Consider the following 26,296-nt stretch of genomic DNA (forward strand, 5'->3'; position numbering starts at 1 on the left):
TCACCAATGCTCAAGATTCGCTTGCGCGATTTTGGCGGTTCATGCAAAGGCTCGGCCGCGAGCGGCGAGTGGGGACGTCCGATCGAGACAAAGGGTAAGGCACGGCCCATGCTGGAGAACAAGGCTCGAATCGTGGATGACGCCGAGATCGTCGACGAGGCGATTCTGTCGCGTCGCTCGGTGCGCGCATTCCTGCCCGACATGGTCGATGACGACACCATCCGCGCCATTCTGGCGGTTGCGGCGCGCGCTCCGTCCGGGACAAACATGCAGCCATGGAAGGTCTACGTCACCAAGGGCGAGACCAAGCAGCAGATCACCGATGCCATTCTCAACTCCGGCATCCGCGCCGAAAAGGCCGACTGGGACGAGTACCGCTACTATCCGACCCAGTTCTTCGAACCCTATCTGACCCGCCGCCGCGCCAACGGCTTCGGCCTCTATGGCGCGCTCGGCATCGGCCGCCGGGAGGTCGACAAGATGCGCGCCCAGCACGACCGCAACTTCGTCTTCTTCGACGCGCCGGTCGGCATGATCTTCACCATCGACCGCCGGCTCAACCAGGGCTCATGGATCGACTACGGCATGTTCCTGCAGAACATCATGGTCGCGGCGCGGGGCAGGGGCCTGCACACCTGCCCGCAGGCGGCGTTCGCGCCCTATCACCGGCAGATCAGGCCGGTGCTCAACATTCCAGACGAGGAAATCGTCGTCTGCGGCATGGCGCTCGGCCTTGAGGACATTTCCAAGCCCGAAAATGCCTTCCGCACCGACCGCGTACCGCTGGAAGACTGGGTGACGTTCAGCGAGTGAAGCGGCCCGCTGGCGGCTGGCCGTCACCTGTGCATGTCGTTATCCCAAACCGCTGCTCACTTTTGGGCGACATGCACTATTCGGTATTCATCTGCATGCCGTGGCCGCTGACATGGGCGCCGTCCTGCGGCGTCAGCTTGAGATAGGCGAGCAGGGCGCAGAGCGTGATGACGCCCTCGATGACGAACAGGATCCGGAAATCGTCGGCGACGGCCGGGCCGCCCCCGGCCAGACACGACAGTGCTGCAGCGGCGAGGCCGACGCTGATCGCCACCGCCAGCTGCCACAGGATGTAATAGAGCGCGCTGAAGCGGGCGAGCTGCTCTGGTGCGATGTCGGAATAGGCGAGGTTGCCGGTCGACGCCCATTGCGCCGAGCGGAAGATGCCGAAGATGAAGATGTAGGCAAGCACGATCCAGACCGGCGTGGTCGCCTGCATCAAGGCGAAGCCGGCGACCATGGCGGCGACGATCGGCGTGTTGTAGACCAGCACGCGGCGGAAGCCGAACCGGTTGAGGACGCGCGGCATGAAGAACCGCATCGCGACCGAGCCGACCGCGGCAACGAAGGTCAGCGATCCCGCCTGCACCGCGCTCATGCCGAAGCCGAGCTGGAACATCAACGGCAGCAGGAAGACGACCGAGCTGAGGCCGATCGTGTCCAGCCCGCCGCCGGTCAGGAACGAGATGCGGAAGGTGCGGATGCGCAAGAGCTTGAGATCGAGCAGCGGATTGCGCACGCGCAGGCAGTAAAATGAGGCGACGGTCAGGATGACTAGCGCCAGCGCCAGTTCACCGGCGATGACGCCGCCGGCCGCGTCCTTGGCGGCCAGCGAATCCATGCCGAAGACCAGCAGGACCATGCCGCTGCCGACCAGCAGAAAGCCTGGAAAATCGAACGGCGTGCGCACCGGCTTGGTGACTGTCGGAAACAGCGAGGCGGCGAGAAAGGCCGCCGCCAGCGCGAACGGCACGTTGATAAAGAAGATCCAGCGCCAGGAAATGTAGGTGGTCAGCGCGCCGCCGACGAGCGGGCCGACCAGCGGCCCGGACTGGCCGGCAAGCGAGATATACATGTTGATCTTCAGCGTGCGGCTGCGCGGAAAGGTCTGCAGGATGACGACCTGGCCGAGCGTGCCCATCAGCGCGCCGCCGAACCCTTGCAGCGCGCGTGCGCCGACCAGCATCCAGATGTTGTCGGACAGCCCGCACAGCGCCGATGCGGTGGCGAACACCAGCAAGGCAAAGCAATAGACATTGCGCAGGCCGAAGCGGTCGGCGGCCCAGCCGCCAAGCGGCATCGAGATGATCAGGCTGGCGACATAGACGGTGATCAGGAGGCCGAGCTGGCTGGGCGGGCGGGCGAGGCTTTCGCCGATACCGGGCAGGGCCGTCACCACGACATTCTGGTCGAGGCTGGTCATGAAGACACCGCAGGCGACCGTCAGCGGCAGCAAGAGCATGGCTCTGGCCGACACATCGGCGCGATCGGTGGCGCCGGCGGATATTTCTGCGGTCATGGGGATGTTCGAACCAAACGAATGTGCCGAGTCTGAGACGGGGTTTTCATACCCCTTGGGCCGGTCTGGCGGCCACGTTTCCCATCATGGCCGCCTGCGGCGCGATTCTCTAGCGGCAGAACCGGCTGGCCTTGATGCCAGCAGCAACGGTGCGGCCATCCGGCCGCGCCGCCTACTGCACCTCGTAGCCGACTTCTTCGCTGGCATGGCAGAGCGCCTTCCAGAACGAGCGCGCGAATGAGCGAAAGACATAGAGGTCGAACTGATCGGCGCCGGTGCGCTGAATCTGGGCGAAGACATCGTGATGGGCGGTCGAGCGGCCGGCACCGACCGGAAAGGCCGGCAGCGCGAAGTCGATGGCGAAGAATTTCGCCAGCACCCATTCGGCCTTCGGTCCGGCGATGCGAATGGCGGTGCGGCCATGCGACAGGTCGGTCACTGTGCCGATGGCAGGCGTCACCACCTTGGCAAAGGCCGCGGCCAGACCTTCGGCCTCGTCGGCGACGGTGAATCTTCCCGGCGCGAAGCCGAACACCGACTTCACGCCGTCGCTCAGGCCGCCGCCGGCGCCATCGGGCAATGCAAGACCGGTAACGGTGCGGATGGCAGCGATCAGCTTCTTCTCTTCGCCCGGCCAGGCGGCGAGCTGCACGATCGAGTCGGGCCGCGTCTCGGTCAGGATGATCTCGACGCCATGCTCGAAATTGCCGTGCGAACCGATGTGAAACTCCGGCTCAAGTGGCGATTGGGGCTCAACCATGCATGCGGCTCCCGTCCGGATCGAAGAAGTGATTGGAGACGATCTCGACCGGTCCGAACCGGTTGCGCAAGGGATCGGAGACATGGGCGCGTGTGCCGCGCCGCGCCTTGCCGTCCTTGACCAGCGCCAGCGCGATATGCTTGCCGAGTGCCGGCGAATAGCAGCAGGCGGTGATGTGGCCGATCGAGCCGTGCGGATCGGCCTCGTCCAGCTGCTCGACGATGTGCGCACCACCATTGAGCGGCCGGTTGTCGAGCGCGATCAGGCCGACCAGTTCCAGACGGTCAGACGCGATCAGGCCCTCGCGGTCCATCATCGCCGAACCGATGAACGGCTTCTTCTTCGACAGCATCCAGTCGAGATGCAGATCGCGCGCCGTGGTGCGGCCGTCGATCTCGGCGCCGGTGACATGGCCTTTTTCGATGCGCATCGTGCCCAGCGCCTCGAGCCCGTAGGTGACCATCCCGAACGGCTTGCCGGCCTCGATCAACGTTTCCCAGACATGGGTGCCATAGCCGGCACCGGAATAGACCTCGAAGGCCATTTCGCCGGAGAAGGACAGCCGGCAGATCATCACCGGCACGCCCGATATCTCGCCGCGCACGATGCCCATGAAGGGCAGTGAGGCATTGTCGACCGATGTGCCGGTGACACAAGAGGCGAGGATCTGCCTGGCCTTGGGTCCGCCGATCGCGGCGCCCGCCCATTCGTCGGTCACCGAGGTGACGTGCACTTTCAACTCCGGCCAGATCACGTCGAGGAAATATTCCAGATGCTGCATGACCTTGCCGGCGTTAGCTGTGGTGGTGGTCATCAGGAAATCTTGCTCGCCAAGTCGCCAGGTGGTGCCGTCGTCGAAGGCGAGGCCGTCCTCGCGCAGCATCAGCCCGTAGCGAGCCTTGCCGACGGCCAGCGTCGAAAACATGTTGGTGTAGACGCGGTCGAGGAATGCGGCGGCGTCGGGCCCCTGCACGGCAATCTTGCCCAGTGTCGAGACATCGACGATGCCGGCGCTTTCGCGCGTCGCCTTGGCTTCGCGCACATAGGCCTGCTCGACCGTCTCTCCAGCGTGGCCGTAGATCATCGGCCGGTACCAGAGGCCGGCGGAATACATCGTCGCGCCATTGGCGAGATGCCAGTCATGCATCGGCGTCAACCGCTCGGGTTTCAGATCGCCGAAGCGCTCGGCCGCCAGCGAGCCGATCGACACCGGTGCAAAGGGCGGGCGGAAGCGCGTCGTACCGACCTCGGGGATCGGCTTGCCCAGTGCTTCGGCCATGATCGCAAGGCCGGGGACGTTTGAGCTTTTGCCCTGGTCGGTCGCCATGCCAAGCGTGGTGTAGCGCTTCAGGTGCTCGACCGAGACGAAACCTTCGCGATGCGCCAGCCGCACATCCTCCGCAGTCACGTCGTGTTGGAAATCGACAAAGCTCTTGCCCTTCGCCCTGATCTCGAACACAGGCGCCGGATCGGGATCGCCGGGTGCGGCTTCGACGGTGGGCAACGCCGCCGGCGTGCTCGTTCCACCGGCCGCGGCAAGGCCGGCGGCGCGGCCTTCGGCGATGGCCTCGGCGGTGGAAAAACTGCCGGTGAAGGCGCCGGCGCCAATCCACTGCTGCTGCGTCGGCTTGGGTGGCAGGAACGCTTGCCGCGCGGCATTCCATTCCGCTTTGGCGCCGGCCTGGCTGGCCAGATGGATGGTCGGCGACCAGCCACCCGACATCAGCAGGCAATCGGCATGGATGCTGCGGGCGTCGCCGGCGAGCATGCCATTGGTCATGTCGAAGCGCTGCAGCTTGAGGCCGGACAGTGCCTTGCCGCCCTCGGTGGCGACGACGGCATGGCCGGCAAAGGTCTCGGCCTCGGCCTCGGCGGCCAGCTTGCGCATCTCGGCCGAAAGCTCTGGCCGAACGTCGGCAATGGCGACGACCGCGGCACCCGCCTTCTTCAACGCAACGGCCGCCCGATAGGCACTGTCATTGTTGGTGAACAGCGCGATCCGTTCGCCCGCCAGCACGCCGAACTCGTTGGCGTAGCGCTCGGCGGCATGCGCCAGCATCACCCCCGGCCTGTCATTGCCCGGGAACACCAGCGGCCGTTCGAAGGCGCCGGTGGCCAGCACCACGGACCGGGCGCGGATCGCCCAGTAGCGATGACGCGGCTCACCCTTGCCGGGCCGTTCCTTGTGGTCGCTGACCCGCTCCAACGCCGCAAGCGTGTTGTTGTCGTAATAGCCCCAGACCGTGGTGCGCGGCAAAAGCCGGACATTGTCACGGCCTTCGAGATGGGCGACGGTGCGGCGGGCCCAGTCGGCGGCCGGCGCGCCATCGATGGTTTCGTCAGACCAGTTGGCCGAGCCGCCGAAGCGCGGTTCGAGATCGGCCAGCATGACGCGGGCGCCCTGATCGGCGGCGGCCTTGGCGGCCATCAGGCCGGCCGGGCCGGAGCCGACCACCAGCACGTCGCAAAAGGCGTTCATGCGTTCGTAGCGGGCAGGATCCTTCGCCGATCCGGCGCTGCCGAGCCCGGCGGCGCGGCGGATGAAGTGCTCGCAGAACATCCAGAAGCGCGTCCCTTTGAGCGGACCGACCACCGGTCCCATGAAGGTCTTGTAGTAGAAGCCGGCCGACAGGATCTTGCCGCCAAGCTGGTTGACGGCATTGATGTCCCAGGCAAGCGAAGGAAAGCGGTTCTGGCTGATGGCGACCAGCCCGTCATGGATCTCGACCATGGTCGCCGGAATGTTGGGCTCGCGAACCTCGCCCTTCAGCACCGTGACCAAGGCGTTGGGCTCTTCGACACCTGCTGTCAGCAGGCCGCGCGGGCGGTGGTATTTGAACGAGCGCCCGTAGAGGGTGACGCCCTTGGCAAGCAGCGCCGACGCCAGCGTGTCGCCGGCATGGCCGGTGTAGGCCGCACCGTCGAAGGTGAAGCGGATGGTTTTCAGCCGATCGATGCGGCCGCCGGTGTCGGTGCGGCGCGGGCTCATGACTTGTCCTCCGCCTTGCGGCGCGCGGTAGAGGTATGAGCGCCGCGCATAAAGGCGACGCTCAAAATCTCATGCGTCAGCGTGTTGCGCACGACCCTCAGATGCGCGCGGCAACCACCGGAATGCTGCCAGATTTCGTTGTGGTCGCCGGCCGGGTTGAGCCGCTCGTAGACATAGGCGTTCCACGCTTCGAAATTCTGCGAGGCGGGGTCGGGACGCTCGCGGTTGCCGTCACCTTGATAGGTGAACTCGATGACGTCGCGCGGGCCGCAATAGGGGCAAGTGATCAGCATCGAATTGTATCTTCTTGTTTGACCATGATCTTGTCGGAAAACCGGTTTCCACTTTTCCAGATCATGGTCTAGTGAAGCCGCGGGTTGGCACCCTGGCCCTTGTCGTCGATCACCAGGCCGCGGTGGAATCGGTCGAGCGTGAAGGGGGCGTTGAGGTCGTGCGGCTGATCCTTGGCGATTGTCCAGGCAAAGCACCAGCCGGAAGCCGGCGTTGCTTTGAAGCCGCCATAGCACCAGCCGCAGTTGAGATACATGCCGGGCAGGGGACCGGCAGTGATGATCGGCGAGCCGTCCATCGACATGTCGCAGACACCGCCCCAGGAGCGCAGCATGCGCACGCGGGCAAGGCCGGGAAACAGCGCCAGCATCTCGCTCATCACCTCGTCGACGATGGGCAGGTTGCCGCGTTGGGCGTAGCTGTTGTAGCCGTCGATATCGCCGCCATAGATGAGGCCGCCCTTGTCCGACTGCGACATGTAGAAATGCCCCATGCCGAAGGTCACGACGGTGTCGATGAAGGGTTTTAGCGATTCGGTGACGAAGGCCTGCAGCACATGGCTCTCGATCGGCATCGTCTCGACGCCGGCCAGCTGCATGACACGCCCGGTGCTGCCGGCGACCGCGACGGCCACTTTCTTGGCGCGGATGTCTCCGCGCGAGGTCGTGACGCCAGTGACGCGGTCGCCATCGCGCAGGAAGCCGGTGACCTCGCAATTCTCGATGATGTCGACGCCGCACCGGTCGGCGCCGCGCGCATAACCCCAGGCCACCGCATCGTGGCGGGCGGTGCCGGCGCGCCGCTGCATCAGGCCGCCGACCACCGGGAAGCGTGCGCTGTCGGAGATATCGAGCGCCGGGATCAGGCGTTTGATCTGCGCTGGCGTCATCAATTCAGCATCGACGCCGAGATGGCGCATGGCGTTGCCGCGCCGTGCATAATCGTCGAACTGAGCCGGCGTGTGCGCCAGGTTCAGGCAGCCGCGCTGGGAAAACATCACATTGTAATTGAGTTCGTGCGACAGGTTCTCCCACATCTTCATCGAATGCTCGTAGAAGCGGGTGTTGGCGGGCAGCAGATAGTTCGAGCGTACGGCCGTCGTGTTGCGGCCGACATTGCCGGACCCAAGCCAACCCCTTTCCAGCACCGCGACATTGGTGATGCCATGTTCCTTGGCGAGATAGTATGCCGTTGCCAGCCCGTGGCCACCGCCGCCGATGATGATGACATCATAGGACGCCTTCGGATCCGGCTTGCGCCAGGCCGGCTTCCAGTCCTTGTTTCCCTTGAGCGCATTCGCGAGCAGCGAAAAGGCCGAGTACTCTGCCATCAGTGTCATCCGGTTCGGGCGATGCGGCAGACTATAGAGCAGGCCGCATCCGCAAAGCCAATATTGCGCCATTGCCTTTCGACTGGCCGACGCCTCGGTTATTGATCGGATGGGATCAGCGATCGGATGAGGCCGGCGATCGGACGCGATGGCTTGCCCCATGATATGGCCGTCTTTATCAAGGACAGGCTTTCAAATTGCCTTTGCCGCCCATGAGTCGCCAACAAATCATGCTTTTTCGATTGCTTCGCCTCATTTTGATCCTCGCGCTTGTTGTCTCGGCGCCGCCTTCGTTTGACGCGATGGCGCAAGCGCTCGGTCAGGGCGCTGCCGGATTGATCACCGATCAGCAGAAAGTCATCCAGGGCCTGACGGCCAAGACCGACGATCTCGAGAAGAAGATCCAGCAGGACGGTGAGGACGATGCCTCACTCGTTGATATCCGTCTCCAACTGGAGGACATGTCGCGGGCGGCACTCACCAGTGCGCTGGCGTTTCGTTCGCGCCTTACCGACATCAACAATCGGATTGAGACGCTAGGCCCGCCGCCAGCGGCGGGGCAGCCGCAGGAGCCCGACATTGTGACCGGCGAACGCCAGGCGCTGGCGTCGGAAAAGGCCGAGATCAACGCAGTCGTCGCCAGCGCGCAGAACCTGTCAATCCGCATCAGCGGGCTGATCGACAAGATCGGTAACATGCGCAGCGCGCTGTTCCGCAACCTTTTGACCAAGCGCTACGTGCTGTCCGATGCCCTGAGCCCGGAGGTCTTCTCGGACGCCAGGGACGAATACGCCAACCTGTACAAGGCAGTGGCGTCCTGGCTGAGCTTTGCCTTCAAGTTCAAATTCAAGGCCATCCTGGCAGCGACCTTCGTGGCGCTCGGCTTGGCGCTGGTGCTGCTGGTTGGTGGCAGGCGCCTGTTCGGGCGGGTGTTCGAAGCCGATCCGACGGTCGAGGAACCATCCTATCTCAGCCGCCTGTCGGTGGCGTTCTGGTCGACCTTGCTGCCGTCACTGGCGGTCAGCGTATTCCTGGCCTCCACGGTGTTCTTATTCAACTATTACAATGTGTTGCGTGGCGACATTGGGGTCTTCCTGAACGCGCTGGCGGCTGTCATCGCTGTGGTGTTCGGCGTCAACCGGCTGACCAATGCGGCGCTCGAGCCGCGGCTGCCGAACTGGCGGCTCATTCCCGTCGAAACCGGCCCGGCGCGCTGGCTGGTGCGGCTGACGACCGCCATGGCAGTGGTCATCGGCGTCAACTATTTCCTGTCCATCGTCAACGACAAGATGGGTTCGCCGCTGTCGCTGACCATTGCCCGGAGCTTCGGCGCCACGATCATCTTTGGCGTGATCCTGATCCTGATGGCGATGCTGCGGCCGTTCAGGGCGCGTGATGGAAGCTGGCGTCCGTGGCCGGCATGGCTACGCTACATGGCGCTCGCGCTCGGTCTGTTCACCATCGCGGCGGCCTTGCTCGGCTATATTGGCCTTGCCATCTTTGTCTCGGTGCAAGTGTTGGTCACCGGCACCATCCTCATCACTTCCTATATCGGCTTCCTGTCGGCGCGGGCGATCGGCGAGGAGGGCGCTTTCGCCGACACGTCCGTTGGGCGCTGGCTGTCGACCAATTCGAGCTACGATGACGCCGCCCTCGATCAACTCGGCCTCGCGGTCAGCGTCGCCATCAACTTGATGATCGTGCTGGTCTTCCTGCCGCTGATCCTGTTGATGTGGGGTTTCCAGCCCGGCGACATCGAGGCGTGGGCCTACCGGCTGGCAACCGGGATCACCGTCGGTTCGGTGACGATTTCGGTCACCGGCATCCTCTCCGGCATCGTCGTCTTCATCATCGGCTATTTCCTGACGCGCTGGTTCCAGGGCTGGCTCGACGGCTCGGTGATGGCGCGCGGCAAGGTCGATACCGGAGTGCGCAATTCGATCCGGCTGGCCGTCGGCTATGCCGGTGTTGCGCTGGCGGCACTGGTCGGCATATCGGCTGCAGGCATCGACCTGTCCAGTCTTGCGCTGGTCGCCGGCGCGCTTTCCCTCGGTATCGGCTTTGGCCTGCAGAATGTGGTGTCCAATTTCGTCTCCGGCCTGATCCTTTTGGCCGAGCGGCCATTCAAGGTCGGTGACTGGATCGTCGCCGGCGATGTCAGCGGCACCGTCAAGAAGATCAGCGTGCGCGCCACCGAGATCGAGACCTTCCAGCGGCAGTCGGTGATCCTGCCCAATTCGAACCTGATCAACAACGCCGTCGGCAACTGGACGCATCGCAACAAGCTTGGCCGGGTCGACATCAAGGTCGGCGTCGCCTACGGCAGCGACGTCAAACAGGTTCACGCCATCCTGCTGGACATCGCACGCAGCCACCCCATGGTGCTGAAGAACCCGGAACCTTTCGTGCTGTTTTCCAATTTCGGCGCGGCAGCACTGGAATTCGAGATCCGTGTGTTCCTGGCCGATGTGATGAACGGCAATATCGCGCAGAACGACATCCGCTTTGCCGTGCTCGAGAAATTCAACGGCGAGCATATCGAGATTCCCTCGACGCCACGCGCTGTCGTCGAGGTCCGCAAGCCAGAGGCCTGGCCGACCGACGACGACAAGATCGAGGCCGATTTTGCCGAGCAGGAGCAGGCAAAGGTAGAGGCCGCGGCCGAGGCGAAGCGACTCGCCAAATCGGGACGCAAGGTGCGCAAGCCAGATCCCGACTAGGTTGTCCTGACAGTCAGCAGCGCCCGCTCGCAGCCCTCCAAAGCCAATTGCGGCATGAATGCGGCATTCAGTTGCGGTTCAGCTTCCATCTCATATAAGCTCCCATGCAAAGGCGAGAATGCCTTGCGAAATGCAACAGAGGCGGTGGGAACACCGATATTGCAACATGTGGAAGTCTCTCGTCGCTGCCGTCGCTCTGGCCGCCGCCATCGGCTCGACGCATGCCGCCAGCGCGGTCAACAAGGACGCCGAGACCCGCACGCTGATCGTGACCGAGGGCGGCAGCAAATCTGACCTTGCGCTGGCCGCTGGCGAAACCGTTGAATTCTGCCCGAACGGCTGCTTCGTCACCTTGCCCAATGGCGACCTCGAAGCCCTCACCGGCTCGGAAACCGTCGAGATCTCTGGCGGTGTCGCCCGCATCAAGTAATTCCAACGGCATGACAGGAAAAGGCCGGGTATTTGCCCGGCCTTTTATTGTTTCCGGTCATTGCTGCTTAACGATGACAGGGGAAATACCGTGGCAAGAACCGGCCCGCGCCGGGTGTTTTAACGTTCGCTATGCCGTTGCCGGCTATACCAGCTTCAAGACGCCGAAACGCGGCGCGCAACGAGATTCCGGTTTTCCGGATCACACGCTGGCAGGGCACGACGGACATGGATGCGCGGTCGGACAGGAACGCAATACCGCTTGCGGTCGATCTAGACGGCACGCTGCTCGCGACCGACCTGTTGTGGGAAGGGCTGTTCATCCTTCTCAAGAAGAACCCGCTCTATATCTTCCTCATACCTTTCTGGGCCGCCGGCGGGCCGGCCCGGTTGAAGCAGGCGATTTCCCAACGCATTGACATCGATCCGGCCTCGCTGCCCTATCGCGAGGCGCTGCTTTGCCGCCTTCGGACCGAGCACGCCGAGGGCCGCAAGATCGTGCTGGCGACCGGCACGCCGCGCAAGTTCGCCGACGCCATCGCTGCCCACCTCGGCATTTTCGACCAGGTGCTGGCCACCGACGGACCCGATAATCTCACCTCCGGCAAGAAGCGCGCGTCACTGATCGCGGCCTATGGCGATGGCGGCTTCGACTATGCCGGCAACAGTCGCCACGACCTCCCGGTCTTCGACGCGGCGCGCACCGCAATCGTCGTGGCACCCGACCGTCATGCCGCGCGCTGGCAGGCAGCACATGGCGCCGAAGCGATGCCAGTGCCGAAGCCGACATTGCGGACCATCGTCAAGATGCTGCGTGTCCATCAGTGGCTGAAGAACTCGCTGATCGCCGTACCGATGGTGCTCTCGCATGAATACTTCAACACCAACATGATCTGGGAATGCCTGCTGGCGTTCGTCTCGTTCAGCGCGGTGGCGTCGGCCATCTACATCGTCAACGATTTCTTCGACCTCGCGCTCGACCGCAAGCACGCCACCAAGCGCAACAGGCCGTTCGCCAGCGGTGCGCTGTCGATCCCGTTCGGGCTTGGCGCAATCGCGGTGCTGCTGGCGATCGGCATCGGCACCGGCACCCTGATATCGCTCGAATTCCTGGCGGTGCTCAGCGGCTATATGGTCGTCACGACGGCCTATTCGCTCTCGTTCAAGCGCATGCTCCTGGTCGACGTGCTGACGCTTGCCGGCCTCTACACGATCCGCGTCCTGGCGGGTGCGGCCGCGACCGGCGTCGACGTCTCGTTCTGGCTGCTCGCTTTCTCGATCTTCTTCTTCCTGTCGCTGGCACTGGTGAAGCGCTTCGTCGAACTGCGCACCACCGCCATCCCGCCCGGTGAGCGCATTGCTGGCCGTGGCTATCGCACCGAAGACCAGGAGATCGTCGCCCAGGCCGGCATGGCCTCGGCCTTCTCCTCGGCGCTGGTGCTGGCGCTCTACATGGACAGTGTCGCGGTGCGTGAGCTCTATCCGCATCCATGGCTGATCTGGCCGCTGGCGCCGATCGTGCTCTATCTCACCATGCGCGTCTGGATCCTGGCGCGCCGCGACGAGATGCATGACGACCCGGTGGTCTTCATCATCCGCGACTGGCGCAGCCAGATCGTGGTGCTGATCGGCGCGGTGATGCTGGTCCTCGGGGGCTGGTAGGCGTGGTTGCCGGACACTTCCCAAGCTTTGGCCTTGCCACGCCGCCGGCGCCCCGCGCGATCGGTGCCCACGATGGCATTGCGCTGTTAAAGGGCGGTCAGGCGAAACCGGCGTCGCTGCTTGCCTATGGCAACGGCCGCTCCTACGGCGATTCCTGCCAGAACGAGGCCGGCTCGATCGTCGATATGCGGCCGCTGAAACGGATCCACGCCTTCAATGCCCAGACAGGCCTGCTCGAAGCTGATGCCGGTGTGCTGTTGTCCGACATCATCGCATACGCTGCTCCTTACGGCTTTTTCCCGGCGGTTGTTCCGGGCACCCAATTCGTCACGCTCGGCGGTGCCATAGCCAATGACGTGCATGGCAAGAATCATCATCGGCGCGGCACGTTCGGCTGCCATGTCGAGACCTTGACGCTGCTCAGGTCCGACGGAAGGACCCGTCGCTGTTCGGCGACCGACAATGCCCGGCTGTTTCGAGCGACGATCGGTGGCATGGGGCTGACTGGCCTCATCCTGTCAGCCTCGATCCGGTTGATGCGGGTGCCTTCGCTCGACATCGTCGAGACGGCGACGCCGTTTCGCGATCTCGGCGAATTTTTCGGGCTAGCGGAGGCGGCGGACCAGGCCAATGAATACGCGGTCGCCTGGATCGACCAGCTCGCCGGCGGCCGCAACAGCGGCCGTGGCCTGCTGTTCACCGGCAATCATGCCGAGCACGGCTCGCACGCCGCCTCGCGCGCCGGCGGCAATCTCTCGGTGCCGGTCCAGCCGCCGTTCAATGTCCTCAACCGGCCGTTCCTGACCGCCTTCAATGCTGCCTACCGGTGGAAGAAGGGAAGGTCTGCGACGCCGCGCCAGGTCGGCTACCAGGGTTTTTTCTTTCCGCTCGACGGTGTGCGCGACTGGAACCGGCTTTACGGACCGAAAGGGCTTTTCCAGCACCAGAGCGTGGTGCCGGAAGAGACGGCGAGCGAGGCGGTGCCGGCGCTGCTGGCGGCTGCAAGGCGGGCTGGGCAGGGGTCGTTCCTCACGGTGCTGAAGCGGTTTGGCTCTATCCGCTCGCCGGCACTGCTGTCGTTCCCGCGCCAGGGCTACACGCTGACCCTGGATTTCCCCAACAGAGGGGCGGCGACGCTGGCGCTGCTGCGGGAGCTCGATCGCATCACGATCGAGGCCGGCGGCGCCGTCAATCCCTACAAGGACGCCCGCATGGGTGCCGGCATCTTCGCCTCGTCTTTTCCCGAATGGCCACGGCTGGAGGGGCTCCGCGATCCCGCCTTCATGTCGAGTTTCTGGGCACGGACGGCAAAGAACCTCGACATGCGGCGCGGTGACGTCGAGGCTGCGGAATAGATAAAATTTGAAATAAGCTTGGTTAGCGCATCGCTAACTCTACAGTCCATTGAAAACATTCTTGTGGCTTCACGAAATGTTTGCGGGTTTGTAATAGGAAGCATGAAGGGGTGGTTGGGAACACATGAAATACATCGTCTTCATTCTCTTTACGGTCATGACCAATGCCGCTGCGCAGCTGATGCTGAAGCAAGGCATGATGTCGCTTGGGCCGATCTCGTTCGAGGGCGTCAATCCCCTGGTCAAGCTGTTGCAGATCGTCTTCAGCCCGTGGGTCTTCCTCGGCCTGTGCACCTTCGTCATCTCGATGGCCTCGCACCTTTACGTGCTCTCCAAGGTCGAGCTTTCCTTCGCCTATCCGTTCCTCAGCCTCGCTTATGTCGCTGTCGCCATCTTCGCCTATTTCGTCTTCCGCGAGGATCTCAATGGCTGGCGCATAGCCGGCATCGCCTGCATCTGCGTCGGCACGGTGCTCATTGCTCAGAGTGGGCGCGGGCATGAGGCGGAAACGGCTTCTCTTTCGTCCCACAAGATTCACAGCGAGACTATTCGATGAGACATGTGATTTTCGGCGGCGACGGTTTCGTCGGCCGCCACCTTGCCCCGAAACTTCTGGCCGATGGTGAAGAGGTTGTCGTCGCCGACATCGCCAGGAGCGACCTACCGCATTACCGCAGCGTCCGCTTCATTAAGTGCGACGTCACCGACCTGGCCTCGGTCGCCGCGGTTGGGCTGAAGGCCGACGACATGGTCTACAACCTGTCGGCCAAGATGCTGTCGCCGATCCAGGTGCGCGCCAAGCGGCACGATTTCTTCTTTCCGGTCAATTTCCATGGCACCGAGCACATCATGCAGGCCATGGACAAGGCCGGCGCGCCCAAGCTCGTCCACTACACGACCGACATGATCTATGGCCACACGGTGACCCAGCCGATGACCGAGGAGCATCCGGTGGCGCCGCTTGGCGAATATGGCTGGTCGAAGCAGAAGACAGAGGAACTGGCGGCCGAATGGCGCAAGCGCGGCATGTCGATCTCGCTGTTTCGCCCGCGCCTGATCATCGGCCCCGGCCGGCTCGGCATTCTCGAAAAGCTGTTCAAGCTGATCGACTGGAATTTTCCGGTGCCGATGATCGGCTCGGGCAAAAATCCCTATCAGTTCATCTCGGTGTTCGACTGCGCCGAGGCCGCGCGTTCCGCCTGGAAGGCCGGGGTGCCGAACGAGGCCTATAACCTCGGCTCGCTCAACCCGCCGCCGGTGAAGAAGCTGCTCGGCGACCTGATCAGGCATGCCGGTTCGAAATCGATGCTGATCCCGACCCCCGGTTGGGCGGTGAAGCGCACGCTCGATCTGCTTGACCTCTTGAACATGCCGATCATGGATCCTGAGCAGTATCTGATCGCCGACGAGGAATGCGTGCTCGACGTCTCCAAGGCCGAGCGCCAGCTCGGCTGGGTGCCGCAGTACCGCGACGAGGACATGCTGATCGCCGCCTACAGCGAGTACCGCGGCAAAAGGGCCGGTCACGCCGTCGCCAGCAAACAAGTGCCCGCCGAATAGCGGGTTCGCAAAACAGCTTTCGTTGCGCACGATCACGGTCATGCGCGCAGACAGGAGATTGAAATGACCGTCATGGCCAAGCCCGAACAGACGAGCGCGCGCACCATGGTCAGCGCGCCGGCGCTGTCGCCAGTCACCATCGCCAAGCCCAACCTGATCAGCGTCGAGCAGGCCAAGGCGATGGACGTCGCTGAGATGACCGACCTGTTCAAGGCGCATCTCAATCCCGGCCAGCTGCATTTCATGAAGCTGCTCGGCTTCCACAAGATCAAGATAGAGCGCGCTGAGGGCATGTTCTATATCGACCAGAACGGCCGCAAGATCCTCGATTTCTTCGGCGGTTTTGGTTCGCTGGCGTTCGGCCACAACCATCCGCGCATCTTGGAAGCGCGGAAAAAATTCCAGGAAGAGAAGCGCCAGGAAATCGCCATTGCCTTCATGTCGCAGTATGCGGCGGCGCTGGCGCACAACATCGCCAAATGCTCGCCAGGCGATCTCGACATGGTGTTCCTCGGCTCGTCCGGCTCGGAAGCGATGGAAGCGGCGGTCAAGCTCGCCGAGCGCGCCGCCGGCCCGAAGCGGCCGAAAATCGTCTATGCCGAGAATTCGTTCCACGGCAAGACCAAGGGCGTGCTGGGCATCACCGACGGCCAACTCTACCGCGCCGACTTCAAGATGGCGCAGAATACGGTCCGCATTCCGTTTGCCGACATCGAAGCGGTCGAACGCCTGTTCCGCTCCGACCCGGAGGTCGGCGTCATCGTGCTCGAAACCATCCAGGGCGGCGGCGGCATCATCCAGGCGCCGGCCGAATACTGGCAGAAACTGCGCGCGCTGTGCGACCAGTATGGCGTCCTGTGGGTCGCCGACGAAGTGCAGTGCGGCTATGGCCGTTCGGGCCGCTTCTATGCCTTCGAGCACTACGGCGTCATTCCGGACGTGACGGCGCTGGCCAAGTCGCTCGGCGCCGGCAAGGCGGCGGTCGGCGCGATGATCGCGCGGCGCGAGGTTTACATGAAGGCCTATGGCACGCCGAAGACGGCGATGATCCACGCGATGGCGACCTTCGGCGGCATGGGCGAGGCCTGCGTCACCTCGATCGAGGGGCTCAACGTGCTCTATGACGAGGGGCTGATCGACAACGCCGCCGCTACCGGCGATTACCTGCTGCAGCGGCTGCAGGCGCTCAAGGACAAATACCCTAAGATCATCAAGGATGTACGCGGCAAGGGGTTCATGGTCGGGCTGGAGTTCCACGACTTCTCGCAGACCTTGCCGATGGTGCTGCGGCCGATCGTCAGCGTACTCGACGACAAGCTGAAGGGGTCGCTGTCGGGCTTCGTCGGGGCGTTGCTGTTGCGCGACTACGACGTGCTCGTGGCCTTCACCGAATACAACCGCAACGTCATCCGGCTCGAGCCGCCGCTGATCTGCCAGCGTGAGCATGTCGACCGCTTCGTCGATGCCTTCGACAGCCTGCTGTCGCGCGGCATCGTGGCGATCGTCAAGGATTTCGTCAAAAGCCAAGTCCGTTAAAGCGTAGCTCGCCGAGCAAGATGATGCTGACCAAGTCTCCTGTAGCGAAAAACCCACTCGACCGGCTCACCGAGGCCGGACTGGCGTGGGGCGAGGGGACCTATGCACGGCTGGCAGCACCCATCGGCGCGGCGGCCTTTGCGCTCTACATCCTGCTGACGGCGTTCACGGCATGGGTTATGCCGGACGCCAACTGGGATATGCTGCCCTACCTCGCCATCGCCGAGGAAGGCACCTATCCCGATGCGCAGGCGCTGCATGACTATGCCTACAACACCGTCAAGGCCGGCGTGTCGGCGGGCGACTACAAGACGCTGACCGATGATGGCGGCGGCTTCCGCAGCCATATGACGGAGAATGCCGCCGACTTTCATTCGCTGCTCGGCATGTACCGCATCAAGTTTCTCTATGCCGAGATCCTGTCGACGATGAGTTCGGTGATGTCGCCGGTCGAGGCGATGCGGTTGGTGTCGGTGTTCTCCGTGCTGCTGTTCGGCGCGATCACGCTGCTCTGGCTGCGCTCGGAGCGGGCACTGGCGTTGGCGCCTATCGTCGGCGCGGTCCTGATCATGGCCGACTTCGGCGACGCGGCGCGCGCCTCGACGCCTGACCTGTTGTGTTCGGCGCTGTTCCTCGGCGGCCTCTACGCCTATGTCCGCGGCCGCGAGGCGGCAACGGCAATCCTGCTCTTCCTTGCCTTCATGGCGCGGCCGGACAACATTGTTTTCCTTGCGATTTTCGCCGTGCTTCTGGTCACTCTCCGGCAGAAGGCGTGGGGCGCGCTGGCCGGCTTTGCCGCGTCCTTCGTCGCCTATTTCGCCATTTCCCACTGGGCCCATCATCCCGGCTGGTGGCCGCATCTGTGGTTCTCCAGCATCGAGCAGCACTACAATATGGATGGGTTCGAGCCGGCCTTCTCGGTCACCGCCTATCTCAGGGCGTTTGCCACATCACTGCTGCGCGCTGTCAGCTTGAACAGCTGGGTCGGCGTGTCGGTGCTGGCACTGGCCGGCTGGTATGCGGCCGGCCGCGCCGGCTTCCGTCTCGATCGCCGCGCCGGCATATTGTTTGCGGCGCTGGTTCTCGGCGTGCTGGCGAAATTCGTCGTCTTCCCGATCCACGACACCCGCATCTACTTCCCCAATCTGATCCCGCCTTTCCTGTTGCTGGCGACGCCGCTGACGGCGCTGTGGGCGACAGTGGTTCGTGGCCAGCATCGCGCCCTGCACGTCATTTCCGGAGACAAGTCATGAGTTCCGTATCCAACCTGGCGCGCATTGCCCTTTCGCTCGGTCTTCCCAGTGGGCTTCTCGATCGCGGGCCGTCGCTGCGCGGTACGAAATTCCTGGCCAAGGCGGCGCTGAAGGCGCGCTTTGGCGGATCAGGACGACCGTTCCAGATGGTCAATGTCGGCGCCTGCGACGGCGCGCTGTTCGACGACGTCACGCCGTGGCTGCACCGCATAGCTGGCGCACGCGCCATGCTGGTCGAGCCGATCCCGTACAATCAGAAGCGGCTGCGCGCCAACTATCCCGACACGAGCCGGTTCGTCATCGAGCCGGTGGCGGTGACGAAGAGCAAGGGCACGATCACCGTCCACACCTTCGATGCCGCCGCACTTGAGGCAGGCACATTGCCCATCGAGTTCATCGGGTGCTCGTCGGTCACCGACACCAATCTGATGTCGGGCAGAAATGCCTGGGGCGAAGCCGACGCCAATTTCAACAAGTTCGCGCCGCATCTCAGAGACATCGAGGTGCCGTCGGAGACCTTGCAGACGCTGCTCGACCGCAACGGCATCAGCCATATCGACGCCTTCCTCGTCGATTGCGAGGGTGCCGACTGGATCGTGTTCGAACAACTCGACCTCGAACGTTATCGCCCAGGCATGATCAAGGTCGAGGTCGGCGCTCTGCCGGCGGCCGAGATCGGCCAGGTCGTGGTCAAGCTGAAGACATCAGGCTACCAGGTCGGCTTCCAGGCCGAGGACATCTGGGCCTTCGCCTGAGCGGATCTGTCGAGCGAAAAGAGAACCGGCCAAGGCGCCCGATGTGAACCATTCGGCCGTCTGGTCGCTCGGCTTTTTGCCGATGTCGCAAACAGGCTTCATCTGGCCCGCCGCTCCGCCCTATAGTCCGCCCGCTTTATCACTTTGGAGTCGCGGGCAATGGCAGAGTTTCCGAAAAAGGCGAAGGTCGTCATCGTCGGCCTGGGCGGTATTGTCGGCGCATCGATCGCCCATCATCTGATCGAACGCGGCTGGGACGATATTGTCGGCATCGACAAGTCAGGCATCCCGACCGACATCGGCTCGACGGCGCACGCCTCCGACTTCTGCTACACCACCAGCCACGATTTCCTGTCGTGCTGGACGACGCTCTACTCCATCGATTTCTACGAGAAGATGGGCCATTACGCGCGCATCGGCGGCCTCGAAGTGGCTCGCGTCGGAGACGACAGCCGCATGGAAGAGATCAAGCGCAAGATCGCCTCGGCCAAGGCTTTTGGCACGCGCGCCCGGCTGATCGAGCCCACCGAGATCAAGGAAAAATTTCCGCTGATCGAAGAAGGGATGGTGCAGGGCGGTCTGTGGGATCCCGATGCCGGCCTCGTCATACCGCGCTCACAGACCGTCGCCGGCAAGCTGGTCGACCAGGCGGAAGCCTCCGGCAAGCTCAAGTCCTTCGCCAACACACCGGCCAGGTCGCTTGTGGTCAAAGACGGCCGCATCACCGGCGTAGTGACAGACCGCGGCACCATCGAGGCCGACTATGTCGTGGTCTGCGCCGGCATTTGGGGCCGGCTGATCGCGGAGATGGTCGGCGAAGACCTGCCGGTCATGCCGATCGACCATCCGCTCACCTTCTTCGGCCCGTACAACGAGTTCGCCGGCACCGGCAAGGAGATCGGCTGGCCGCTGCTGCGCGACCAGGGCAATTCGGCCTATATGCGCGACACCGGCGATCCCAAGACCGCCGAAGGCGGGCAGATCGAATGGGGCTACTACGAAGAGACCAATCCGCGCCTTTGCCATCCGCGTGACCTCTTGGAGAAAGACCAGGCCCGGCTTTCGCCTTCGCAGCGTGATCTCGACATGGAGCAGATCCTGGGGCCGCTCGAACGCGCCATGGAGCTGACGCCGATCCTGGGCGAGCTTGGCTACAACGAGAGCCATTCCTTCAACGGTCTTCTGCAGGTGACGGCGGATGGCGGCCCGTCGATGGGCGAAAGCCAGAAGGTGAGGGGCCTGTGGTACGCCGTCGCCATCTGGGTCAAGGACGGGCCCGGCATGGGCAAGCTGATCGCCGACTGGATGACGGACGGCCGCACCGCGATCGACCATCACGCCATCGACTATGCGCGCTTCTATCCGCACCAGACGAACGAGCAGTTCATCTGGGATCGCTGCACCGAGACGGCGATGAAGGTCTACAATCCGGCGGTGCATCCACGCGAACCCTTCTCCAAGGGCCGCAACATCCGGCGCTCGCCGTTCTGGGAGCGCGAGAAGGAACTCGGCGGCTATTTCATGGAACTGGGCGGCTGGGAGCGCGCCCATGGCTATGCCGCCAACGAGCATCTCTTGGAGAAGTATGGCAACCGCGTGCCGGTGCGTGAGAACGAGTGGGACAACCGCCATTTCTGGCGCGTCTCCAATGCCGAACACCTCGCCATGAGCGAGGATTGCGGCATCGTCAACCTGTCGCACTTCGCCATGTATGACATCGAAGGTCCCGACCATGTCGCGCTGCTGGAATGGCTGTGCGCGGCCAAGATCGGCGGCGACAACAACATCGGCAAGGGCATCTACACCCACTTCCTCGACGAGGAAGGCATGGTGCGCGCCGACTTTACCGTCATCCGCATGGCCGACCGCTGTCGTTTGATCGACGGGGCGGATGCCGGCCCGCGCGACTTCCAGTACTTGCGCCGCACGGCGCAGGATAAAGGTTTCGATGTCACCATCACCGATGTGACCGAGAAATTCGTTACCATCGGCATTTGGGGTCCGAACGCGCGGGCGACCTTGCAGAAGGTGGTCGAGACTCCGGACGGGCTCTCGATTGAAAACTTCCCGTTCGCGGCGATCAAGCCGGTCAGGATCGGCGGCAGGGACGTCACGGCTTTCCGCATCTCCTACGTCGGCGAGCAGGGTTGGGAACTGCATATGCGCTACGAGGACGGCCTGGCCGTCTGGGATGCCTTGCGCTCGACGGGCGTGATGCCCTTTGGCGTCGAGACCTATGCCAACACGCGCCGCATGGAAAAGAGCCTGCGCCTGCAGAACGCCGACCTTCTGACCGAGTACAATCTGCTCGAAGCCGATCTCGCCCGTCCGAAGGTCAAGGAGAACGACTTTTGCGGCAAGGCGAAGCACGTGGAATACCGCGCCCGCGAGCACCAGCCGGCCATGCTGTGCACGCTGGTGATGACCGAGAATGTCGATGCGAAAGGCGTTGCCCGCTATCCCGTCGGCACGATGCCGGTAATGGACCCGAAGACGGGCGAAACGCTGGTCGACGAACTCGGCCGCCGGTCGTTCACCACCTCGATGGCCTATGGCCCGACCATCGGCAAGAACATCGGTCTTGCCTATCTGCCGTGGGCGTACGCCCAGGAAGGCCGCAAGCTCTCCATCGAGTATTTCGGTGAAACCTACCCGGTCGAAGTGGCCGCGGTCGGCTACAAGCCGCTCTACGACCCGGAAAATCTCAAGCCGCGCAGCTGAGTGCTCAAGGGGCGCGAAACAGCGTCATGCAAAGCCCGGCTCGTGGCCGGGCTTTTCTCTTTTTAAACGGGCGATTCTCGCTTACCCTTGCGGCATGTCTGCTTTGTCTTGTGCAAGACATTTCCTCTCGGGCGGGGCAGCGCTGGCGCTGTTTTGGCTGACGCCGGTGTGTCTCGCCGACGAACCGGTCGATGTCGAGCTGGTGCTGGCCGTCGATGTTTCGCTGTCGATGTCGCCGGATGAACTCGAAATCCAGCGTCACGGCTACGCAGCGGCGCTGACGCACGACAACGTGTTGCAGGCCATTGCCGATGGCGCCCACGGCAAGATCGCCGTCACCTATGTTGAATGGGCCGGCACCACCTGGCAGCGCGTGATCGTGCCGTGGACGGTGATCGCCAGCCGTGCTGATGCGGAGCGGGTGGTCGAGCAATTGTCCGCCCAGCCGCCCGGCAGCGCGCGGCGCACCTCGATCTCCGGCGCGTTGGAGTTCGGCTACGATCTTTTCGCCGAAAGCGGCTACCAGGGGACGAAGCGGGTCATCGACATTTCGGGCGACGGTCCCAACAACCAGGGCGCGCCGGTCAATCTCACCCGCGACGAGCTGATCAAGCGAGGCATCGTCATCAACGGACTGCCGCTGATGACCCGAGGCGGCTTTTCCGGCGCCTACGACGTCAACAATCTCGATCGCTACTACAGCGACTGCGTCATCGGCGGTCCGGGTGCCTTCATGATCCCGGTCAACGACTGGACGCAATTTCCCGAGGCCATCCGCCGCAAGCTGGTGCTGGAGCTTGCCGGTCCAGCCTCGCCGCAATGGGCGGCGGAAGAAGCCGCGCATCCGCCGGTGGTATTGGCGCAGGACAAGCCCGCCAGCGACTGCCTGGTCGGAGAGAAAATGTGGCGGAACCGCAGCTGGATGTTCGACAGCCGCTAGGCTTGCCTCTCCGGCCGAAGCAATGGCAAACTTGCGAGGCCGCGCGATCCCGCGGCGGGGGGCGCCGCGGTTAGAACCGAGGAAACACCAGATGAAACGTCTTGCCATCCTGACTGCCGTCGCGTCCGTGCTTTGTGCCGATGGCGCCAGTGCCCAATACGACGATGAGCCCGCCTGCATCATGTTCGAGCACGCAAATTTTCGCGGGCGGTCTATCGGCATGGGGGCTGAGGATTCCGTGAACTTTCGCGGCGGTCAGTTCTGGAACGACCGCGTCTCGTCGGTGATCGTTCGCCGTGGCTGCACGTTCGTTGCCTATGAGGATTCTCGGATGGAGGGCCGTTCGATCGAGATCAGGCGCAGGATCCGCGATTTCGGTGGCAGCGAGTGGAACGACCGCATCTCGTCGGCGGAGTGTTATTGCAACGACTATTGAAGCGATGGCGGAGTTCCGGCGGCCAGTGCCGTTTCGCCGACCGGCCGCCGATCCAGTTTGTCGCCGCTCACCATCCTGTTCAAATCTATTGCATCAGGCGGCCAGCAGCTGCTTGCGGTCGACGCGTTCCTGCTGCGGCGAGCGGGCATAGAGCTCGCGGTAGCATTTCGAGAAATGCGAGGCCGAGACGAAGCCGCAGGCGACCGCCACCTCGACCACCGGCATCGACGACTGGATCAGCAGATGCCGGGCGCGGTCGAGCCGGATTTCCAGATAGTAGCGGGCAGGGGAGCGTCCCATCTCGGTGCGGAACAGCCGCTCGATCTGGCGGCGCGACAGGTCGACATGGTCGGCGATCTCGATCAGCGACAGCGGCTCGGACAGGTTTGCCTCCATCAGCTCGATGATGGTCAGCACTTTCGAGTTCTGGACGCCGAGGCGGGCGCGCAGCGGCAGGCGCTGGCGGTCGGTCGGGCTGCGCACGCGGTCGGTCAGCACCTGCTCGCAAACGCGGTTGACGAGGTTCTCGTCGAAATCGTCGCCGATCAGCTTCAGCATCATGTCGAGTGCGGCGGTGCCGCCGGCGCAGGTGTAGATGTTCTGGTCGATTTCGAACAGGTCGGCAAAGACATTGGCCTTCGGATACGCCTCGGAAAAGCCCGGCAGATTTTCCCAGTGGATGGCGCAGCGCTTGTTGGACAGCAGGCCGGCGGCGGCAAGGATATGCGCGCCGGTGCACAGGCCGCCGACGGCGACGCCGCGATTGTACTCCTCGCGCAGCCAGGCGAAGGCCGACTTGTTCTGATAGCGCTCGACATTGATGCCGCTGCAGACGATGGCCATGTTCGGCCGGTCAGGGCCTGCCATCTTCTTGCGCTCTTCCTCCAGCGAGGTGTTGACCGCGCATTCGACCCCGTTCGAGGCGCGCACCGGCTTGCCGTCGATGCTGGCGAGACGCCAGCGATAGGCCTCATAGCCCAGCATGCGGTTGGCCGAGCGCAGCGGGTCGAGCGCGGTCGCAAAAGCGATCATGGTGAAATCGGGGACAAGGAAGAATACAAACGATCGCTTGATCGGATGCTTGACGGCGTTCAAGGGAACCTCACACAGCCATGGCGCGAACAGGATGTCGCGAATAGCATAGCGACATCAGGAAAAACTATTCTTGTCAATCGGCTACGCTGCCAGGACGAGATTAAATTTGCGACATGGGTCGCAAATGGGCAATCGGCATGCAGCGAGAGCTGAAAGCAGCCCCCAACTGTTCAAGCGACAGGCAAATTGCGCTCTTGCGGCGGAACAAAAACGCCGCCTTGGCCGGAGCCAGGCGGCGTTACAGTTCTAAAGCAGCGGCAGGGAAGCGCTGCCTGCAAAAAATTTCAGGCGACGAAGCCGAGGCGCGCCGCAGCCATCGCGCCGGTCTGGCCGGGCATGGTGTTGGCGAGGCGCTGACGCTCGAGAGCGGTGGTCAGGTTCATTTCGCGGCGGGCGAAGAGGCGGGCAAAAAGCTTCATGATCATCTCCATTCGGTTGCTCAGACGGGTCGCCTTCGCTTGATGGAGTGGGGCAGCTCGTTTGCTGACGCTGATATAGGCTTGTGCTGCGTAAAACTAAATCGCAAATGCGAAGCGCTTGATATGAAATGCGACACCGATTGCAACAAATTTGGGCAGGATGCCCGAAATTTACGATTATTTACAAGGCACTAATCGGGAAGATGGTCGCTATGCGGCTTGCTCATATGCGTCATGCGCTGGCGGCATGGCTTCAAAACTCATTTGAATACAAATAAAACAGAGAAGGCCTGCCGGGCGGGCTGCGCAGCAGGCCTTCAGCACTTGGTACACACGATCTACTTTGCTCCAGCCCAGGATCCGACGCCATTGCGAAGACCGGACTTGGTGTCGGCGGCTTCAGGCCAGCCAATATCCTTCTGCAATTCGATCGGCAGGGAGTGGATGGCACGTTCGGTCTGGTAGCGGGCGCGGGCGGCGCTGAATTCGGTCGCGATCCGACCGATGGACGACAGGATAGACATTTCATTCTCCTTTGGTGGCGGGCCGAACAGTCCGACCCTGGATGTGAGGCGTTGCACGCGATGTGTTTCAACCCCATTTCTGTCGATTGCAGGTTTGTCTCGTGGCCGTTTCGGGGCCACTTCCAATGCGTCCTGCCTCGATGGTGTTGACTATCCTCCCAATCTGATGTTCAATCAAACGAAATGGAATGATGCTTTGTATCAGAAAAATTGAAGGTCGATTCCCATGAACGCCCCGCTCAATCATCCACTGCCACTGCTCGATCTCGACGTTTTGCGCACTTTCGTGGCGATTGCCGAGACCGGCAGCTTCACCACTGCCGCCAATGCCGTGTTCCGCACGCCGTCGGCCGTCTCCATGCAAATCAAGAAGCTGGAGGATATTCTTGGCCGCTCGGTGTTCGCGCGCGACGCCCGCTCGGTGTCGCTGACCACGGATGGCGAAATGCTGCTCGGCTATGCCCGCAGGCTGCTGTCGATCAACCGCGAGGTGGTGTCGAAGTTCATCATTCCCGAGATTGTCGGCGTTGTCCGGCTCGGCTCGCCGGATGATTATGGCGAGCGCGTGCTGCCGCATGTGCTGAAGCGTTTCGCGCAATCGCATCCGTCGATCGCCGTCGATGTCACCATCGACCAGAGCAGCAATTTGCGCCGGCGCATGGACGACCGGGCGCTCGACATCACGCTCTTGACCAATTCCTACAAGACCAGCGCGTTGGGCGCCGAGGTGCTGCTCACCGAGCCGATCGTCTGGGCCGGCGCCAAGGGCGGCTGCGCGCATCTGCGCGAACCCTTGCCGGTATCGCTTTGGGAAGAGGGCTGCGCCTGGCGGGCGGGCGCACTTGACGCGCTTGGCCGCGAGGGCCGCAACTACCGTATCGCCTATATGAGCGCCCACACGGCCGGACAGCGCGCTGCGATCATGTCCGATCTTGCCGTGGCGCCGCTGCCGAAGTCATTCCTCGGCAACGACATGGTCGAACTCTGCCCGAAGGACGGCATGCCCGACATCGGCACCTACAATCTGGCAATGGTGGTGGCGCCGGACGCCAGCGCGCCGGTCAAGGCCGTCGCCGACCATATCCGCGCCACCTTCGAAGTGTTCCGGGAAACCGGCAAGTTCTGATCCGTTTGACGCAATTCCGGACGGAAAGCCGTTTTCACATTTCCTGGAATTGCTTCAGCATCG

Annotated in this window: 22 protein-coding genes; 14 read left to right on the top strand and 8 right to left on the bottom strand. The window is 63.1% G+C overall.

The window, feature by feature from the left end:
- Positions 1-108 precede the first annotated feature (108 nt).
- The gene (locus AC1RZR_RS18550) at positions 109-813 is read left to right on the top strand and encodes a nitroreductase (RefSeq protein ID WP_477274934.1); all 705 of its coding nucleotides are present in this window, start codon (positions 109-111) and stop codon (positions 811-813) included.
- A 76-nt stretch (positions 814-889) separates the two neighbouring features.
- On the opposite strand, the gene AC1RZR_RS18555 is transcribed toward AC1RZR_RS18550, so the two are convergent.
- The 5 genes from AC1RZR_RS18555 to AC1RZR_RS18575 form a co-directional block, all read right to left on the bottom strand.
- Positions 890-2,332 carry an MFS transporter gene (locus AC1RZR_RS18555; protein ID WP_481825539.1) on the bottom strand — a complete coding sequence of 481 codons (1,443 nt, stop codon included), beginning with the start codon at positions 2,330-2,332 and terminating at the stop codon, positions 890-892.
- Positions 2,333-2,504: 172 nt separating this feature from the next.
- Positions 2,505-3,092, bottom strand: a complete 588-nt coding sequence (locus AC1RZR_RS18560) for a sarcosine oxidase subunit gamma (RefSeq protein ID WP_477274937.1) — start codon at positions 3,090-3,092, stop codon at positions 2,505-2,507.
- Positions 3,085-6,081: a sarcosine oxidase subunit alpha gene (locus tag AC1RZR_RS18565; RefSeq protein WP_477274939.1), complete on the bottom strand. Its 2,997-nt coding sequence runs from the start codon at positions 6,079-6,081 to the stop codon at positions 3,085-3,087. The genes AC1RZR_RS18560 and AC1RZR_RS18565 overlap by 8 nt, the downstream gene beginning before the upstream one ends.
- Positions 6,078-6,374, bottom strand: a complete 297-nt coding sequence (locus tag AC1RZR_RS18570; RefSeq protein WP_477274941.1) for a sarcosine oxidase subunit delta — start codon at positions 6,372-6,374, stop codon at positions 6,078-6,080. Before AC1RZR_RS18570 ends, AC1RZR_RS18565 begins: the two co-directional genes overlap by 4 nt.
- Positions 6,375-6,442: 68 nt before the next feature.
- A complete protein-coding gene (locus AC1RZR_RS18575; RefSeq protein ID WP_477274943.1) occupies positions 6,443-7,702 on the bottom strand; it encodes a sarcosine oxidase subunit beta in 1,260 nt (419 codons plus the stop codon).
- 230 nt (positions 7,703-7,932) lie between these two features.
- Between AC1RZR_RS18575 and AC1RZR_RS18580 the strand changes: the two genes are divergently transcribed.
- The 12 genes from AC1RZR_RS18580 to AC1RZR_RS18635 all read left to right on the top strand — a co-directional run bounded on the left by AC1RZR_RS18580 (position 7,933) and on the right by AC1RZR_RS18635 (position 23,069).
- Positions 7,933-10,422 (top strand): mechanosensitive ion channel family protein, encoded by a 2,490-nt coding sequence (locus AC1RZR_RS18580; RefSeq protein WP_477274945.1) that lies wholly within the window; start codon positions 7,933-7,935, stop codon positions 10,420-10,422.
- 166 nt (positions 10,423-10,588) lie between these two features.
- The gene (locus AC1RZR_RS18585) at positions 10,589-10,852 is read left to right on the top strand and encodes a hypothetical protein (protein WP_167392187.1); all 264 of its coding nucleotides are present in this window, start codon (positions 10,589-10,591) and stop codon (positions 10,850-10,852) included.
- Between the two features lie 227 nt (positions 10,853-11,079).
- Positions 11,080-12,513 (top strand): UbiA family prenyltransferase, encoded by a 1,434-nt coding sequence (locus AC1RZR_RS18590; RefSeq protein ID WP_481825540.1) that lies wholly within the window; start codon positions 11,080-11,082, stop codon positions 12,511-12,513.
- A 2-nt stretch (positions 12,514-12,515) separates the two neighbouring features.
- A complete protein-coding gene (locus AC1RZR_RS18595; RefSeq protein ID WP_477274949.1) occupies positions 12,516-13,868 on the top strand; it encodes an FAD-binding oxidoreductase in 1,353 nt (450 codons plus the stop codon).
- Between the two features lie 124 nt (positions 13,869-13,992).
- The gene (locus AC1RZR_RS18600; RefSeq protein WP_477274951.1) at positions 13,993-14,424 is read left to right on the top strand and encodes an EamA family transporter; all 432 of its coding nucleotides are present in this window, start codon (positions 13,993-13,995) and stop codon (positions 14,422-14,424) included.
- On the top strand, positions 14,421-15,428 hold the full coding sequence (locus AC1RZR_RS18605; RefSeq protein WP_477274953.1) for an NAD-dependent epimerase/dehydratase family protein: 1,008 nt from the start codon (positions 14,421-14,423) through the stop codon (positions 15,426-15,428). The genes AC1RZR_RS18600 and AC1RZR_RS18605 overlap by 4 nt, the downstream gene beginning before the upstream one ends.
- A gap of 105 nt (positions 15,429-15,533) precedes the next feature.
- Positions 15,534-16,964, top strand: a complete 1,431-nt coding sequence (locus AC1RZR_RS18610) for an aspartate aminotransferase family protein (RefSeq protein ID WP_481829079.1) — start codon at positions 15,534-15,536, stop codon at positions 16,962-16,964.
- A 23-nt stretch (positions 16,965-16,987) separates the two neighbouring features.
- The gene (locus AC1RZR_RS18615; RefSeq protein ID WP_481825541.1) at positions 16,988-18,217 is read left to right on the top strand and encodes a hypothetical protein; all 1,230 of its coding nucleotides are present in this window, start codon (positions 16,988-16,990) and stop codon (positions 18,215-18,217) included.
- Positions 18,214-18,972, top strand: coding sequence for an FkbM family methyltransferase (locus tag AC1RZR_RS18620; RefSeq protein ID WP_481825542.1), 759 nt, complete (start codon positions 18,214-18,216; stop codon positions 18,970-18,972). Before AC1RZR_RS18615 ends, AC1RZR_RS18620 begins: the two co-directional genes overlap by 4 nt.
- 159 nt (positions 18,973-19,131) lie before the next feature.
- Positions 19,132-21,693, top strand: a complete 2,562-nt coding sequence (locus AC1RZR_RS18625) for a GcvT family protein (RefSeq protein WP_481825543.1) — start codon at positions 19,132-19,134, stop codon at positions 21,691-21,693.
- Between the two features lie 94 nt (positions 21,694-21,787).
- Positions 21,788-22,633, top strand: coding sequence for a DUF1194 domain-containing protein (locus AC1RZR_RS18630; RefSeq protein WP_481825544.1), 846 nt, complete (start codon positions 21,788-21,790; stop codon positions 22,631-22,633).
- A 91-nt stretch (positions 22,634-22,724) separates the two neighbouring features.
- Positions 22,725-23,069, top strand: coding sequence for a peptidase inhibitor family I36 protein (locus AC1RZR_RS18635; protein WP_481825545.1), 345 nt, complete (start codon positions 22,725-22,727; stop codon positions 23,067-23,069).
- Positions 23,070-23,162: 93 nt separating this feature from the next.
- On the opposite strand, the gene AC1RZR_RS18640 is transcribed toward AC1RZR_RS18635, so the two are convergent.
- The 3 genes from AC1RZR_RS18640 to AC1RZR_RS18650 form a co-directional block, all read right to left on the bottom strand.
- Positions 23,163-24,101, bottom strand: a complete 939-nt coding sequence (locus AC1RZR_RS18640; protein ID WP_379096501.1) for a GlxA family transcriptional regulator — start codon at positions 24,099-24,101, stop codon at positions 23,163-23,165.
- Between the two features lie 347 nt (positions 24,102-24,448).
- On the bottom strand, positions 24,449-24,583 hold the full coding sequence (locus tag AC1RZR_RS18645) for a hypothetical protein (RefSeq protein WP_013894968.1): 135 nt from the start codon (positions 24,581-24,583) through the stop codon (positions 24,449-24,451).
- Between the two features lie 338 nt (positions 24,584-24,921).
- The gene (locus AC1RZR_RS18650; RefSeq protein WP_481825546.1) at positions 24,922-25,107 is read right to left on the bottom strand and encodes a hypothetical protein; all 186 of its coding nucleotides are present in this window, start codon (positions 25,105-25,107) and stop codon (positions 24,922-24,924) included.
- 226 nt (positions 25,108-25,333) lie between these two features.
- Between AC1RZR_RS18650 and AC1RZR_RS18655 the strand changes: the two genes are divergently transcribed.
- Positions 25,334-26,233 carry a LysR substrate-binding domain-containing protein gene (locus tag AC1RZR_RS18655; RefSeq protein ID WP_013531163.1) on the top strand — a complete coding sequence of 300 codons (900 nt, stop codon included), beginning with the start codon at positions 25,334-25,336 and terminating at the stop codon, positions 26,231-26,233.
- Positions 26,234-26,296: the final 63 nt, after the last annotated feature.

Source organism: Mesorhizobium bavaricum, from assembly GCF_056781655.1.